The 14,172-nt window shown below is 69.5% G+C and carries 15 protein-coding genes; 13 read left to right on the plus strand and 2 right to left on the minus strand.

What is annotated here, in order from left to right; all coding sequences use genetic code 11:
- From QZ483_RS08430 to QZ483_RS08470, 9 genes are all read left to right on the plus strand, one after another.
- Nucleotides 1-594: iron chelate uptake ABC transporter family permease subunit (locus QZ483_RS08430; RefSeq protein WP_297082900.1), on the plus strand; the 594-nt coding region annotated here is incomplete at its 5' end.
- Nucleotides 581-1,693 carry an iron chelate uptake ABC transporter family permease subunit gene (locus tag QZ483_RS08435; RefSeq protein WP_297082903.1) on the plus strand — a complete coding sequence of 371 codons (1,113 nt, stop codon included), beginning with the start codon at nt 581-583 and terminating at the stop codon, nt 1,691-1,693. The genes QZ483_RS08430 and QZ483_RS08435, both read left to right, overlap by 14 nt.
- Entirely contained in the window at nt 1,690-2,448 is a 759-nt protein-coding gene (locus tag QZ483_RS08440; protein ID WP_297082905.1) for an ABC transporter ATP-binding protein, read from the plus strand. Before QZ483_RS08435 ends, QZ483_RS08440 begins: the two co-directional genes overlap by 4 nt.
- 52 nt (nt 2,449-2,500) lie before the next feature.
- Entirely contained in the window at nt 2,501-2,881 is a 381-nt protein-coding gene (locus QZ483_RS08445; RefSeq protein WP_297082907.1) for a DUF2218 domain-containing protein, read from the plus strand.
- 185 nt (nt 2,882-3,066) lie between these two features.
- Nucleotides 3,067-3,357 (plus strand): DUF1540 domain-containing protein, encoded by a 291-nt coding sequence (locus QZ483_RS08450; RefSeq protein ID WP_297082909.1) that lies wholly within the window; start codon nt 3,067-3,069, stop codon nt 3,355-3,357.
- Nucleotides 3,358-3,489: 132 nt separating this feature from the next.
- Nucleotides 3,490-4,293 (plus strand): AzlC family ABC transporter permease, encoded by an 804-nt coding sequence (locus tag QZ483_RS08455; RefSeq protein ID WP_297082910.1) that lies wholly within the window; start codon nt 3,490-3,492, stop codon nt 4,291-4,293.
- Nucleotides 4,290-4,610: an AzlD domain-containing protein gene (locus QZ483_RS08460; RefSeq protein ID WP_297082912.1), complete on the plus strand. Its 321-nt coding sequence runs from the start codon at nt 4,290-4,292 to the stop codon at nt 4,608-4,610. The genes QZ483_RS08455 and QZ483_RS08460 overlap by 4 nt, the downstream gene beginning before the upstream one ends.
- Nucleotides 4,611-4,732: 122 nt before the next feature.
- Nucleotides 4,733-5,173, plus strand: a complete 441-nt coding sequence (locus QZ483_RS08465) for a MarR family winged helix-turn-helix transcriptional regulator (RefSeq protein ID WP_297082914.1) — start codon at nt 4,733-4,735, stop codon at nt 5,171-5,173.
- Nucleotides 5,170-5,820: an NAD(P)H-dependent oxidoreductase gene (locus QZ483_RS08470; protein ID WP_297082916.1), complete on the plus strand. Its 651-nt coding sequence runs from the start codon at nt 5,170-5,172 to the stop codon at nt 5,818-5,820. Before QZ483_RS08465 ends, QZ483_RS08470 begins: the two co-directional genes overlap by 4 nt.
- A gap of 5 nt (nt 5,821-5,825) precedes the next feature.
- On the opposite strand, the gene QZ483_RS08475 is transcribed toward QZ483_RS08470, so the two are convergent.
- Entirely contained in the window at nt 5,826-6,407 is a 582-nt protein-coding gene (locus tag QZ483_RS08475; RefSeq protein ID WP_297082918.1) for a DUF1349 domain-containing protein, read from the minus strand.
- 52 nt (nt 6,408-6,459) lie between these two features.
- Here QZ483_RS08475 and QZ483_RS08480 point away from each other — a divergent pair, with 52 nt between their 5' ends.
- Nucleotides 6,460-7,410, plus strand: coding sequence for a phosphotransferase (locus tag QZ483_RS08480; protein ID WP_297082921.1), 951 nt, complete (start codon nt 6,460-6,462; stop codon nt 7,408-7,410).
- A 34-nt stretch (nt 7,411-7,444) separates the two neighbouring features.
- Here the strand turns inward: QZ483_RS08480 and QZ483_RS08485 are convergent, their stop codons facing one another.
- Nucleotides 7,445-9,712 carry a DUF1349 domain-containing protein gene (locus QZ483_RS08485; protein WP_297082923.1) on the minus strand — a complete coding sequence of 756 codons (2,268 nt, stop codon included), beginning with the start codon at nt 9,710-9,712 and terminating at the stop codon, nt 7,445-7,447.
- Between the two features lie 295 nt (nt 9,713-10,007).
- Here QZ483_RS08485 and QZ483_RS08490 point away from each other — a divergent pair, with 295 nt between their 5' ends.
- From QZ483_RS08490 to QZ483_RS08500, 3 genes are read left to right on the plus strand one after another with little or no spacing between them, the layout of a single operon-like run.
- Nucleotides 10,008-11,084: a LacI family DNA-binding transcriptional regulator gene (locus QZ483_RS08490; RefSeq protein ID WP_297082925.1), complete on the plus strand. Its 1,077-nt coding sequence runs from the start codon at nt 10,008-10,010 to the stop codon at nt 11,082-11,084.
- 18 nt (nt 11,085-11,102) lie between these two features.
- The gene (locus tag QZ483_RS08495) at nt 11,103-12,761 is read left to right on the plus strand and encodes an FAD-dependent oxidoreductase (protein ID WP_297082927.1); all 1,659 of its coding nucleotides are present in this window, start codon (nt 11,103-11,105) and stop codon (nt 12,759-12,761) included.
- A gap of 13 nt (nt 12,762-12,774) precedes the next feature.
- Nucleotides 12,775-14,088: an ABC transporter substrate-binding protein gene (locus QZ483_RS08500; protein WP_297082929.1), complete on the plus strand. Its 1,314-nt coding sequence runs from the start codon at nt 12,775-12,777 to the stop codon at nt 14,086-14,088.
- Nucleotides 14,089-14,172 lie beyond the last annotated feature (84 nt).

Below are 14,172 nucleotides of genomic sequence, written 5' to 3' on the forward strand. Positions count from 1 at the left end.
GACCAATGGTCGGGCACGCTGGTGCTGATCGGCCAGCCGGCCGAGGAGCTGGGCCTGGGCGCGCAGATGATGCTGGATGACGGGCTGTTCGAGCGTTTCCCGCTGCCCGACGCCGTGGTCTCCTTCCACACATTCGGTGCCATTCCCTCGGGCATGATCGGCTATGTGCCGGGCTATGCGATGGCGAATGTCGATTCGGTGGACATCACGGTGCGCGGGATTGGCGCGCACGGGTCCACGCCGCATGTCGGCCGCGACCCCGTGCTGCTTGCCTCGCAGATCGTGGTGGCGCTGCAATCGCTGGTCAGCCGCGAGCTGAACCCGCTGGAATCCGGCGTGGTCACGGTGGGCGCGATCCCCTTCCTGGGCCTCATCGTGCCCAACATCGTGACGCTCATGCTGGGTGACAACCTGCGCCGCGTGCTGCCCACGACGGCGCTTGCGGGCGCCGCGCTCGTCGTGTTCTGCGACATCTTGGGCCGCTGGCTGATCTTCCCCTACGAGATCGCGGTCGGGACCATCGTGGGAGTGATCGGCTCCGCGATCTTCCTCGTGCTCATCATGCGGAGGAGGAACACGTATGCGGCGGCGTGAGGACCTGAGCAGGGCCGATGCGCGGGTCGCCTCCCGGACGGGCGGCACCACGGGTGCCGCGACACCAGGCGCCCACCTCACCCAGGTGGAGATCCCGCGCGAGCCTGCCGCCGCATCGGCCCTCCCGCATGCCTCGCAGGAGCCGCGCGAGCGGCGACTGGTCGTGGTCTTCGCGTCTCTCGCGCTGCTGGTCGTGGGCGCGATCGCGCTGTACCTGACGTGGGGCGTCGACGGCCACTGGGACTTCGCACTGCCGCGCCGCCTGGAGCAGGTCGCGGCGCTGATCGTCGTGGGCGTCGCGATCGCGGTATCCACAGTGATCTTCCAGACGCTCACACAGAACCGGATCCTGACGCCGTCGATCATGGGCTTCGACGCGCTGTACGTGCTGCTCGCGACCACGCTGGTGTTCGTGCTGGGGTCGACGGTCGCGGAGTCGATCGACCCGCTGCTGATGTACGCCGTCAACGCGGGGCTCATGATGGGTGCGGCGACGCTCCTGTTCCGGTGGGTGCTGGGCGACGGCACGCGCGGGCTCTACACGATGGTCCTCGTGGGCGTCATCGCGGGCACGTTCTTCGGATCGCTGACGTCGTTCATGTTCCGCGTCATGGACCCCAATGAGTTCGACACGCTCATGGACCAGCTGTTCGCGAGCTTCAACGCGATCGACACCACGCTGCTGGGGATCTCGGCGGTGCTGCTGGGCGTGGGGATCGTGGCTGCGTATCGGCTGGTGCCTCGACTCGACGTGCTGGTGCTGGGCCGGGAGCGCGCGATCACGCTCGGGCTCGACTACGACCGCACCGTCACCGTGCTTCTGCTGATCGTGGCGGGTCTGGTGTCCGTCTCGACCGCGCTGGTGGGGCCCATCACGTTCCTGGGTCTGCTGGTCGCCAACCTCGCCTACCAGCTGACGCGCACGCACCGTCACGTCATCAACCTCACCGCCGCGGGGATGCTCGCGGTCGTCGCGCTGGTCCTGGGCCAGGCGGTGCTGGTGCACGTGCTGCATTTCGCCGGCACCCTCGCGTCGATCATCAACGTCGTGGGCGGCATCTACTTCATCGCCCTGCTGCTCAAGGAGGCTCGCGCATGATCACCATCGACTCCGTCATCAAGACCTACGGCGAGACCACCGTCGTGGACGCGGTGTCGCTCGAGCTGCCCGACTCCGGCGTCACGTCGATCATCGGGCCCAACGGCGCCGGAAAGTCGACCCTGCTGTCGATCGTTTCGCGCATTCTTGGCGCCGATGCGGGGGTCGTCTCGGTCGAGGGGCTCGACGTGTTCCACTCGCCGTCGCGCGAGGTCGCCAAGAAGCTGTCGATCCTGCGTCAGGACCAGCACACCACCGCGCGCATCACCGTGCGCGAGCTGGTCGAGTTCGGGCGGTATCCCCACTCCCACGGCCGCCTGACGGCCGAGTGCCACGCCGCCGTCGCATCGGCCCTGGAGTATTGCGACCTCGCCGATCTTGTCGACCGGCCCATCCACCAGCTCTCCGGCGGCCAGCGCCAGCGCGCGTATGTCGCGATGGTGCTCGCGCAGGACACCCGCTACGTGCTGCTCGACGAGCCGCTCAACAACCTCGACATGGTGCACGCCACCGGGCTGATGCGCCTGCTGCGCTCACTCGCGGACGAGCGCGGCAAGTCCGTGGTGCTGGTGCTGCACGACATCAACTACGCGAGCGCGTACTCGGACAGGATCGTGGCGATGCGCGACGCCAAGGTCGTCGTGGACGGGCCGCCCGCGTCCGTGATCACCCCCGACGCCCTCGAGAGCGTGTACGGCATGCCGTTCCGCGTGCACGACCTCGACGGCGAGCGCGTCGCGTCGTACTACCGCTAGTCCTCAGCCTCCGTTTGATCCCCTGCCTCTTGCCTACCCCACTGGAGTTCTCATGGCCATCGACATCACCGGCCGCGCCGTCACCGACCGCGCACCCCGCTACCTCAAGCAGCTGTGCAAGCACCTGGGCGAGAAGATCGACGTCGAGTACGACGAGAGCTCGGGCGTGGTGCGGTACGAGGACGCCGTGGCAACCCTCACGGCGACCGACCGCGCGCTCGAGTGCGCGATCTCCGGCGCGACGGACCTGCATGTGTACCGGGCCATGGGGATCGTGGCGGGGCACCTCGAGAAGTTCGGGGCGCGGGACGGGCTGGTGTGCAGCTGGGACGACGCCGACGTCGAGGCCGAGTATCGGGCCCGACGGGAGGCGATGCTGGCCCAGCGGCGCGCCGAGGTCGAGGCGAAGGAAAAGCGCGCGGAAGGCGAGTGAAAATCCCCGTCGCGACCGCATCGGCTGGCATTATGCCTGGTAGATTGACTCTAAGGTTAGCCTTTCCGAAACAATAGAGTTTCGTAATTGATTAGGAAATGGCCGAGTGTCTTTAATTGAAAATGTGACACGCGCGCTTTTCGGGCGTATTCTTGTGGGCAGAAGACCTAACAAGGAGGACCACCATGGCCACCATGATCAGCCTGCCGATCGTCTCGTCGTGCTCCGTCGAGACCTGCGGCTTCAACCACGACGGCTGCCGCGCCGGCGCCATCAACGTCTCGGGCGACCACGGTCACTGCTCGACGTTCATCGCGACCGACAACAAGGGCGGACGCTTCGACAACGCGGGCGTGGGCGCGTGCACCCGCACCGACTGCACGTTCAACGAGGAGATGAGCTGCACCGCCGAGGCGATCGAGGTCGGCGCCTCGTTCGACACTGCGGACTGCCTGACCTTCGAGGCGCGCGCCTGACGCGCAGCATCTGACGCTTTCCGGAGCCCCGGCACGCCCTCGCGGCGGCCGGGGCTTCGTCATGTCCGGTGACATTCGCTCGGGTCCGCGGGCTCTCCGACTGGCACTGAGGCCGCGTGACAGACTGAACCGGTGACTGCCAGCCCGCCGCACCCGGACTCGCCGGGCTCCTCGCGCATGCGAGTGCTGGGCATTCAGCGCGCGCAGTGGCGGGACCTGTGGGCCGGCACCGTTGCGGTCTCGCCTCTCATGCCTGGCGCGGTGGTGTTCGGCCTGGCGTTCGGCGCGCTGATCCAGGTCGTGGGCCTGCCGTGGTGGATGGCGCCGTACGCGAGCTCCACGGTGACCGCGGGCGCGAGCCAGATCGCGATCGTCGAGGCGCTGCGCCAGAACGCCCCCATGGCGATCGCGGTCATCACCGCGCTGGTGATCAACGCGCGGCTCGCGTTGTACTCGGCGGCGATGGCGCCCATCTTCGCGGCGTTCCCGCGGCGCTGGCGCTTCGCGCTTGCATACCTGATGACGGACCAATCGGCGGCGGTGACCTCGATGGAGGTCGACAAGTGGCCGGACCCGGTGCGCCGGCGCTGGTTCGTGCTCGGCGTCTCGGGGCCTTTCGTGGGGATCTGGATCCTCGGGACCACCGCAGGCGTGATCCTGGGCCCGGTGATTCCCGAGTCCTGGCAGATCGGCTTCATCGTGCCGTTGATGTTCATCGCGGTGCTGGTGCCCGGACTGCGCACGTGGCCCGGCGTCGCCGCCGCGGGAATCTCGATCGCTACCGTGCTGCTGCTCAAGGACCTGCCGTACGGACTGAACGTGCTCACGGGGGCTCTGCTGGGCATTGCGCTGGGCTCGTTCGTGCCCGACCGCTCGCATCCGGTCGACGAAGAGGCGGTGCCACCGGGCGCCGCGCCCGAGGCCCACGACCCATGACCCTCACGGCATTCATCGTCTTCACGCTCGCCGCGATCGGGACGTACCTGATCCGAGTCTCCGGCATCGTGCTCCTCGGCGGCGACCGCGAGCTGCCGCCGCGCGTGCGCAAGGCGCTGTCACTGGTCGCACCCGCGGCGATGGCCGCGATCATCGCGAACTCGCTGTTCCTCGAGCAAAGCGACTGGCGCGCCTTCGGGCCCTGGCACATCGCGGCCATCGTGGCCGTGGGCGTCGCTCTCTGGAAGCGGTCGATGGGATGGACGCTCGCGCTGGGTGCCGCAGCCTTCGCGGCGCTGCTGCTCGCGGGCTTCTAGCGCAACCCGAGCCCGCATCGGCTCCCCCGCAGACCCGTCGCTGCTCGCACCTCACCCTCGCTCGCGCCACACCAGTGTCAACCTGTTGACAACTCGCACGATCCAAGTGTTAACTGGTTGACATGTCCGACAAGCTGACGTTCACTCTCCACGAGCTGGTTCAGGTCCTCGATCAGTCCGCGGACTCCTTGCTGACGTCCAAGTACGGCGTCACGGGCAGCCAGTTCGTGTTCCTTGCCACCCTCGAGGACGTCGAGCCCACGGATGTCACGACGCTCGCTGAGTGCCTCGGAGTCTCCAAGGCCGCGGTCAGCAAGCGGGTCCCCAGTCTGGCCGACGCCGGCTGGATCACCACCGCCGACGACCCCCACCACAAGCGTCGCGTAGTCCTGACGGTCACGCAGCGGGGCCGCGACCTGGTCGAGCGCGCCGGCCGCGATCTCGACGCCCAATTCACCGCGCTCTTCCAGCACCCGGCCGCCGCCGGGCTCGACCCTCGCCTGCTCAAAGACCAGCTCAACACCCTCATCTCGATCCTGCGACAGAACGGACCCCTCTCATGACCCGCATCCTCGTCGTGATCGGCACCCCGATCGCCGACAGCCTCAACCACGCGCTCGCCCACTCGTACATCGACGCCGCCCGCGCCGCCGGCGCGCACGTCGACGTGGTCGACCTCGCTCGCGACGGCATCCCGGCCCACCCCGAGGTTCGCCAGGACCTCCGCGCACCGCGCACGGACCAGGACCCGCCGCTCGACCCCGCGATCGCGCCCTACGTCGAGCGCGTCGAGGCCGCCGACCACCTCGCTCTCTTCTTCCCGCAGTGGTGGGGCACGTACCCGGCCGCATTCAAGGCGTGGATCGACCGCGCGATCGTGTCCGGCTCTGCGTTCCAGTACAAGGACGGCCGCGGCTGGACCAAGCTGCTGACCGGCCGGACCGCGCGCATCGTCATGACCATGGACTCACCGCGCTGGTGGAACTGGTGGATGTACCGCGACGCGGCCGTGCGGGCCCTCAAAGTCGCGACGCTCTGGTACGTGGGAATCGACACCGTGGGCGTGACGCGAATCCCCGAGGTGAAGCACTCGTCGAGGGCGAAGCTCGAGCGGGCTGTCGCGTCGACGGGACGCGTGGGCGCGGCCGATGCGGCACGCACGCCCTCGCCGCGCATCACCCGGCGGAAGACACCGGCAACGGTGGCGTAGTCCGCTCAGTGCAGCGAGGCATCGGGTGCGGAGCGCCGATGCGCGGTGAAGGTCACCGTCAACCCTGCCCGGGAAGGGGCGCAGCAGAACAGCCCAGCCCGCGCATCGGCCTCCGGCGCCAAAGGCGCCACACGCACCAGGCGCCACTGCTCATCGCCCGCACGCGCGCGGATCGTCACGGCGTCACCATCGCGCGACGCGCGAACCGTGACCTCTCGGCCGGCCCACTCAAGCACGGGCGCCACTGACCAGTCAGAGCTGCCGTGTGTCACGACAGCCCCCACCTGCGGCGAGCCGTCCGAGACCTCGACACCTGCCTTGATCCAGGTCTCCTCGTCGACGCGGATAATAATGCCCGCCTGATCGAACTGCTGGTCGTAGTCGAGCAGGAAGGACACCTCGACTGCCTCGCTCGCGCCCAGCGGGGCCACGAGCGCGTGGGCGTCGTCGTGCACGAAGCCGTAGGACGTGTGGCGCCACGCATCAGAGCCTTCGCGGGCCGTCACCAGCAGCCGGCCGCCGTCAAGGCCCGCCGCGGCGGGCGGCGTGGTCCACTCTCCGGTGTCGAGCAGCGCTGCCAGATCCATGCGCCCAGGCTACGACCCGCGTCGCGCCAGCGCGGGTGCTAGCGTCGCGCACATGAGCGACGCGGAGCCGCACACGCCCCTCGACACGGGCCCGCCCGCCGCTCACCCCTCGATCACGCCGGCGACGGTCCGCGCCCTCGTCGACGACCAGGACCCCGACTTCCACACGATGGCGCTGGGCGAGCGCTTCGACGGCTGGGACATGGCGCTGTATCGCCTGGGCGACGACCTCGCCGTCCGCCTGCCCCGCGTCGAGTCCGCCGTCGACTCGCTGATCGCGGAGATGCGGTTCGTCCCTCGCCTGTCCGAGGCCTGGGACTTCCCCTTCCCGCGCGTGGTGCGCTCGGGGCTCCCGGGCCGCGGCTACCCGTGGCCGTGGGCGATCGTCACGTGGGTGCCGTCCGCCACCGCCGACAAGGTGCCACTGCGTGCGGAGGCCGGCCCACGCATCGGCCGCGCGATCGCCCAGGTGCACGCCATCGCGGATGCCGACGCCCCCTACAACCCCGAGCAGTCGCTGCCCATGCGCGCACGGGGAGCGGACCTCGACTGGGCGCTCGAGCAGCTGGCCGATGCGCGGGGCCCGCAGGGCGAGACGCTCGACCTGGCACGGGTGGAGGAGCTGTGGCAGGCGGCGCTGGACGCGCCGCCCGGGCGCGACACGGTGTGGTCGCACGCGGATCTCCACGGGTCCAATGTGCTGTCCGCGGACGGCGACTTCGCAGGCATCATCGACTGGGGCAAGATGGCCGGGTGTGACCGGGCCGTGGACCTGGGTTTCCTGTACACGGTGATGCCGGCCGCCGGGGTGTGCGCGGCGGTGGCCACCTACCGGGACTTGACCGGCGTCGAGGACTCGGGCCTCGAGGCGCGACTGACCGGCATCGGGCTCGCCAAGTGCCTCCTGTGGGCGACTCTGGACCGGCCGCTGAACGTGGCGATGGCGTGGCGAGGGCTGCGCGAGCTGGGGGTCGTGAACGAGCACCGGCCTGCCGGGAGCTGATGCCCCCGGCAGGCCGGCGCCGCTGCCGCGTGCGTCAGGGAGCGACCGTCACCACGCGGGGCTGCGAAGAGGTCTCGCCGGCGTGGTTGGCGAAGACGATCACGTACTCGTGCTCGCCCGACGCCCGGCCGTCAAGGGCCACCTCGACGCGTTGCGCCGCCGGGCTCGCGGCCTCGAGCTCGCCCGAGGCGACTGGCTCGCCGTCCTCGAACAGCTCCCACGCAGTGGCGTTAGTACCCCACCACAGGTTCGCGGTGACCACGTAGGAACCATCACGGTCCCAGTTGTCGTGCGACAGCACCGGCACGCCGGGGCGTGCATCCGTCACCGACACCGTGAGCGGGGCGGTCCGCGTGGACCCCTGCGAGTTCACGGCCTCGAGCACGAACTCGTACTCACCGTCGGCGAGCCCTGAGATCGGGAACGCGGCGTGCTGAGCCGTGGGGCCGCCTGCCTCGAGCTCACGCGTCGCGACCTCGACACCGTCCTGGTACAGGGTGATGCGGCTGGCGTTGGCGCCCCACCACATGTCCCACCGCACCTCGAAGGTCCCGTCGTGAAGGCCGTGAGACCACCCGCTCGTGGAGCTCAGGACGCCGGGTGCCGGGACTGCCGTCTCGTCATCCTCGGGCGGCTGCTGCGCGTCGAGGCAGTCCTGGTACGCGTCCGCATCGGGAGAGAAGCGGAACCAGTCGAAGCTGGCCTCGATCTCCGGCGTTGAGGCGCCGCCGCGGAAGGCGTACGGTCCCACGTGCGTGAAGCCCGCGAGCTCGGCGTCGATGTCCCGTCCATACCGGGTGAACTGCTCGCCGTCGTAGGACACGGACGCGCGAATGCTCGTGCCGTCGGACGTGTACCGGAGCCACAGCTCCGACTGACCGGTCTCTGGCGGCGCGGCGTCTTGGCGGTTGCCGCCGTCGCGGTGGTAGACCAACTCGACCGTGCGGCCCCCCGACGCCTCGACCAGGTCGAGCTTGGCGTAGTGGGTGTCGCTGGCGTACAGCAGGAGACCGGCCTGCTGATACCTCTGCGCCGGGTCGATCTCCACCCTGGTGGTCACCTGCCACGGGCCGTCGGGCAGCTCCTGCTGCAGCAACGGCGCCGCCGAGACACCACCGGCATAGGTCGGGATCACGAGCGCATCATCAACAACCTCGTGGCGCGCGAGATCCTCACGCACGACGCGGTCCCAGGTGCCGTCCGCGAGAGCGCCATCGAACTCGTCGCTTCCCGGCGCCGCGCACTGCTCGAACACCGGGTTGTCGACATCCTCGGGGAAGCCGCCGAAGGGCTGGGGCACCACGACCTCCGCGCCGTCCTTGGCCCATGCGATGGTGGCGCCCAGCCGGTCGCCCGACTCGTAGAACAGATACGTCTCGCCGTCGTGCGTGACGACCTCCGGGGCGGCGACGCGTCCCACGTCGTCGCCGATGCCGCTCGCCTCGTGCAGGACGATGGGCTCCTCTCCCACCTCGCGCAGGGTCGGGTCGATCGTGCGGGCGTAGGACTTGCCGCTGGACGCGTGATAGATCACGTACAGCTGACCGTCCCACTCCCAGAGGTCGGCGCCCGAGACGTTCGCACCCTCCTCCTCACCGGGGTAGACCACGTAGTCCGGTGCGACGGTCCACGTCTCGCCGTCCACGGACTCCGCGAGCCGGATCTTGCGGCGGTTGTCCGTCTCGTTCGCCATGTAGAACATGCCGTACGCGTACGCACCATCGGTGTCGGGGTGCTCGAACACGCGTCCGTAGCTCGACTCCGTGGTGATGGGGCTCGCCATCGCCGTGGTGACCGCGACCCCGCCGTACTCGAAGGTCACGCCGTCGGTGGTCGTGGCCCACCTGGTGGTCGAGTTCTCCCCGTGGAAGTACAGGTACAGCTCGTCGGCCTGCTCGTTCCAGATGGCGTCCGGGCTCGAGATGTGGCTGACGTCGAAGTGCGGATCCCAGTCGCGCTCGATGATGGGGTTGTCGGCGTATTCCGTCCAGGGGCCCTCGAGAGAGTCCGCATACATGAGCATGATGCCGCCGGGGGCATCGTGCGGAGCGAGGTACAGGTACCACTCGCCGAGCGGGTCATCGAGAAAGGCGCCGGCATGGAACACGCTGGGGAAGATGAACTCGTCCGTGGGGTTGTAGATCATCTCGGACTTGTCCGTGATGACGCCCTGATAGCCGAACTCGGGCCAGTTCTCCGGTGGATCGGCCGTCTCGGCCGATGCGGGGACCGCCAGCGCTGCTCCGAGGGCGAGCGCCGCGGCGATGGCGCCGGGGGCGCGCATGCGGTGCTGGTGCTTCATGGGGTTGTCAGCCTTTCGTCGGGGACGGCTGACGTGCCAGCGGCTGCTCCGGTGCAGCGTATTGACACATCGTCGTGCCGTGTGTGTATAGTTCTGGTCATCCTGCTAATGCGCATTAGCACTACGACGAGTCGATGCTAATTCGGATGAGCAGGAAACGTCTAGGCATCACTGCTCATCACGATCAACGAGGCGAGCAGCCCCGGAGCCCGGACGAATGCAGCGATGGCGCCGCGACCGCAGCGGCGCCGTGAGTGTCTCGGCAAGGCTGCCGAGCCAGGAAAGGTGGCGCACCATGACGACGACGTCGGGCTCCAAGCGACGCATCACGCAGCGCCAGATCGCGCAGCTGGCCGGCGTCAGCCAGTCCACCGTCTCCCTCGTCGTCAACGGCAAGGCGGAGGCGCTCAGCCGCATTCCCGCCGCCACCCGCGATCGCGTGCTCGAGGTGATTCGCGAGGCCGAGTACGTCGCGGATCCCGTCGCTCGTTCGCTCGCGGGCCACGGCAACCACCTGATCGGCGTCTTCACCTACGAGCCGGCATTTCCCACAGCGTCGCTCGACTTCTACACCAGCCTCCTCACCGGCATCGAGGCCGAGGCCGAGCACCTGGGCTACGACCTCCTGCTGTTCACGTCGGCACCTGTCCAGGAGGGCAAGCGCAGCGTGTTCCATCCCTACAGCCGCATCCGCCTGGCGGACGGGTGCCTGCTCCTGGGCCGCGAGATGGAGGGCGAGGAGCTCGAGCGCATGGTCGCGAGCGGATTCCCGTTCGTTGCCGTCGGACGCCGTGACACCCCGGGGGTGCCGTACGTCGCCGTCGACTACGCGGCCGGGACATCGGCCCTGGTGGAGCGCGCGTGGGAGCACGGCCACCGTGACTTCGCCCTCCTACACGTGGATTCGACGGGTGAGTCCACCCGCGACCGCCGCACGGGCTTCGAGGACGCGCTTGCGCGCCTCGACAGCGCCGCCGCCGCGCGCGCCACCGCCATCGCCGTCGACCCCGCCGATCACGCGGCGGCGTGGGCGGCGTTGCGTAGCAGCGGCGCCACGGTGGCGTTCATCGAGGCACCCGCCGATGCGATCGCGCTGCACAAGCTCGCAGGTGCGGAGGGCGTGTCCATCCCCGACGACCTCTCGTTCGTGGTGCTGGCCGATCCCTCGCGCTCGCGCGAAGGCGGGCCGGACTTCACGCGTCTCAGCCCACCGCGCGCCCGCCTGGGCGCCGAGTCGCTCGCGCTGCTGAGCCGCCTGCTCGACCCCGAGCTCGACGTGCCGGAGCACCAGCGGCGCCTCACGCTCGACTGCGCGCTCACCGACGGCGCCACGTTGGTGCCTCCCCGACCCACCACCTCGGCCTCGGCCTGAATGGAGAACAACGACCCCATGACTGCTGTAGCTTCGAGCGCTCCCCACCCGCGCATCGGCCACCCGCACGCGCAGGAGCTTCGCTGCGACGTCCTCGTCGTGGGCGGTGGCCTAGGCGGCGTCGCGGCCGCCCTGGCCGCGGCAGACCTGGGACGCACGGTGATCCTCACCGAGGAGTACGCGTGGCTGGGCGGTCAGCTGACGTCCCAGGCCGTGACGCTCGACGAGCACAGCTGGATCGAGCAGTTCGGAGCGACCGGACGGTACCGCTCGCTCCGCGAGGGCATCCGCGCCTACTACCGTCGCGCCTATCCGCTCACCGCCGAGGCACGGGCCACGCGCACGCTGAACCCCGGCAACGGGCTCGTCAGCCGGCTGTGCGCGGAGCCCGCCGCGGGCGTCCAGGCGATCGAGGAGATGCTCGCCCCCCACATCTCGTCCGGCAGGCTCACCGTGCTGCAGCCCGCCGTTCCCGTGGCCGCCGACGTCTCGGGCGACGTTGTCGACGCCGTCACCGTGCGCCTCACGCGCGAGGGCCGCGACGTGACCATCACCGCGGGCTTCGTGCTCGACGGCACCGAACTGGGCGACCTGCTCCCCCTCACGGGCGCCGAGCACGTCACGGGCTTCGAATCGCGCGACGACACCGGCGAGCCGAGCGCTCCCGCCACGGCCCAGCCCGACAACCAGCAGGCGTTCAGCTGGTGCTTCATCGTGGACCACGTCGATGGCGATCACACGATCGACCGCCCTGAGGACTATGCCGCCTGGAGCACCAAGCAGCCGGACTACTGGGGCGCGCCCATGCTGTCCCTCACCGGCCCCGACCCGCGCACGCTGGAGACCTTCACTCGCACGTTCACGCCGAACGCGGACGTGCCGGACGCGGTCATCGCGGACCAGGGCAAGCACGCTGGCGACCGCGAACTGTGGACGTTCAGGCGCATGCTCGACCGGCGCAACTTCGAGCCGGGAGCGTTCCCCAGCGACATCGTGCTGGTCAACTGGCCCATGATCGACTACATCGACGGCCCGCTCGTGGGCGTCAGCCAGGAGCAGGCTCTCGAGCACCAGCGCCAGGCACGCCAGCAGTCGCTGTCGATGCTCTACTGGCTGCAGACCGAGGCGCCCCGCCCGGATGGCGGCACCGGATTCCCTGGGCTGCGACTGCGCGGCGACCTCACGGGCGGCCCCGACGGCCTCGCCCAGGCCCCCTACATTCGCGAGTCGCGGCGCGCGCTCACCGTCGGCACCCTCACGGAGAGCGAGCTGTCCATCGAGGTCAGCGGCACCGATCAGCCCTTCAGGACCCCGGACTCTGTGGGCGTCGGCATGTACCGCATCGACCTGCATCCCTCGAGCGGTGGCGACAACTACCTCGACATCGCCTCGCGCCCCTTCGAGATCCCTCTCGGCATCCTCGTCCCGCGCCGCATGCGCAACCTGCTGCCCGCGGGAAAGAACGTCGGCACCACGCACATCACCAACGGTGCGCTTCGGCTCCACCCAGTCGAGTGGAACGTCGGCGAGGCCGCAGGAACCCTGGCGGCCTTCTGTCTGGACCGCGCGGTCGAACCCCGCGCGGTCCAGACGACCCCTGGACTCCTCTCGGAGTACCAGACCCTGCTCACACAAGGCGGCGCGGAGCTTCACTGGCCAGCCGTCGCCGGATACTAAGAAGGGCATCACCATGACACCCAAGCGAATGCTACCCGGCATCGGCGCCGCCGTAGCGGTCGGGCTGCTGCTCACGGCATGCAGCTCCGATGCGGACCCCGACACCACCACCCCCGAGACCAGCGACGACGCGGCGCCTGCCGGCGACCCCGTCGACCTGCGGATGACCATCTGGACCTCGAACGAGGACCACCTGGCACTGTTCAACGAGATCGCCGACGACTACATCGCGAGCCACGACGACGTCGCGTCCGTGACGTTCGACTCGCTGCCGTTCGACGACTACACCTCCACCGTCACCACGCAGATCGCGGGCGGCAGCGCTCCCGACCTCGCGTGGGTGCTGGAGAACACCGCGCCCGACTTCGTCGAGTCCGGCGCTCTCATGGGCCTCAACGAGACCCTGCAATCCACCGACGGCTACGAGTTCGACGACCTGGCGGCGGGAGCCACCGGGCTGTGGCTCGAGGGCGACGAGCTGATGGCGTACCCGTTCAGCACCTCGCCCTTCGTGATGTTCGTGAACAACGACATGCTCGCAGAGGCGGGACTGCCGTCGGGCGCGGAGATGCTCGCCGACGGCTCCTGGACGTGGGAGGACGTGGACGCGGCGGGCGCCACGGTTCGCGAGGCGACCGGCAACGCGGGCTTCGTGGTCCGCGACTTCGAGTACCTCAACTGGGACTTCCTCAGCACCGTGTGGAACGGGTGGGGAGCCGCGCCGTGGAGCGACGACGGCTCGATGTGCACCTTCGCTGATCCTGAGATGGTCGACGCCTTCGAGTTCCTGCACGGCGCCGCGTTCGACTCGCAGTCGATGCCCGGGCCGGGCACGTCCGCGGACTTCTTCGCAGGAGAGTCCGCGATGACCATCACCCAGATCTCGCGCGCCAACCTGCTCGAGGAGGGCGGCTTCGCGTGGGACCTGCTGCCGCTGCCCTCGGGCCCGGCGGGCGAGTACTCGGTGACGGGCCAGGCCGGCATCGGCGTGCTCGCACAGGGCGAGAACCCGCAGGTGGCTGCGAACTTCCTGGCGTTCTTCTCGAACCCCGCGAACGCTGAGAAGCTAGCGGCGTTCTTCCCGCCGCCGCGCGAGTCGCTGCTGAACGCGGAGGTCCTGTCCGCCGCGAACCCGCTGCTCACCCCGGAGCAGATCGAGAACGTCGTGGTGCCCGGCATCGCGACGGGTGAGGTGCGGCCCAGCCACACCGGCGCCGCGGAGATCGGCCAGCAGGTCCGCTCGTCCCTCGACGCGATCTGGACCGAGGACGCCGACATCGAGGCGGTGCTCCAGTCCACCTGCGCGGCCATCGAGCCTCTGCTGTAGGTCCGGCCTCGATGCCCTCTCCCTCCACACCGTCTCCGGTCCGGGCGCACGCCCGGGCCGGGGGCGGTGCCCCCAGCGCCCGCA

Source organism: uncultured Demequina sp. (assembly GCF_913055775.1).
GTDB lineage: Bacteria > Actinomycetota > Actinomycetes > Actinomycetales > Demequinaceae > Demequina.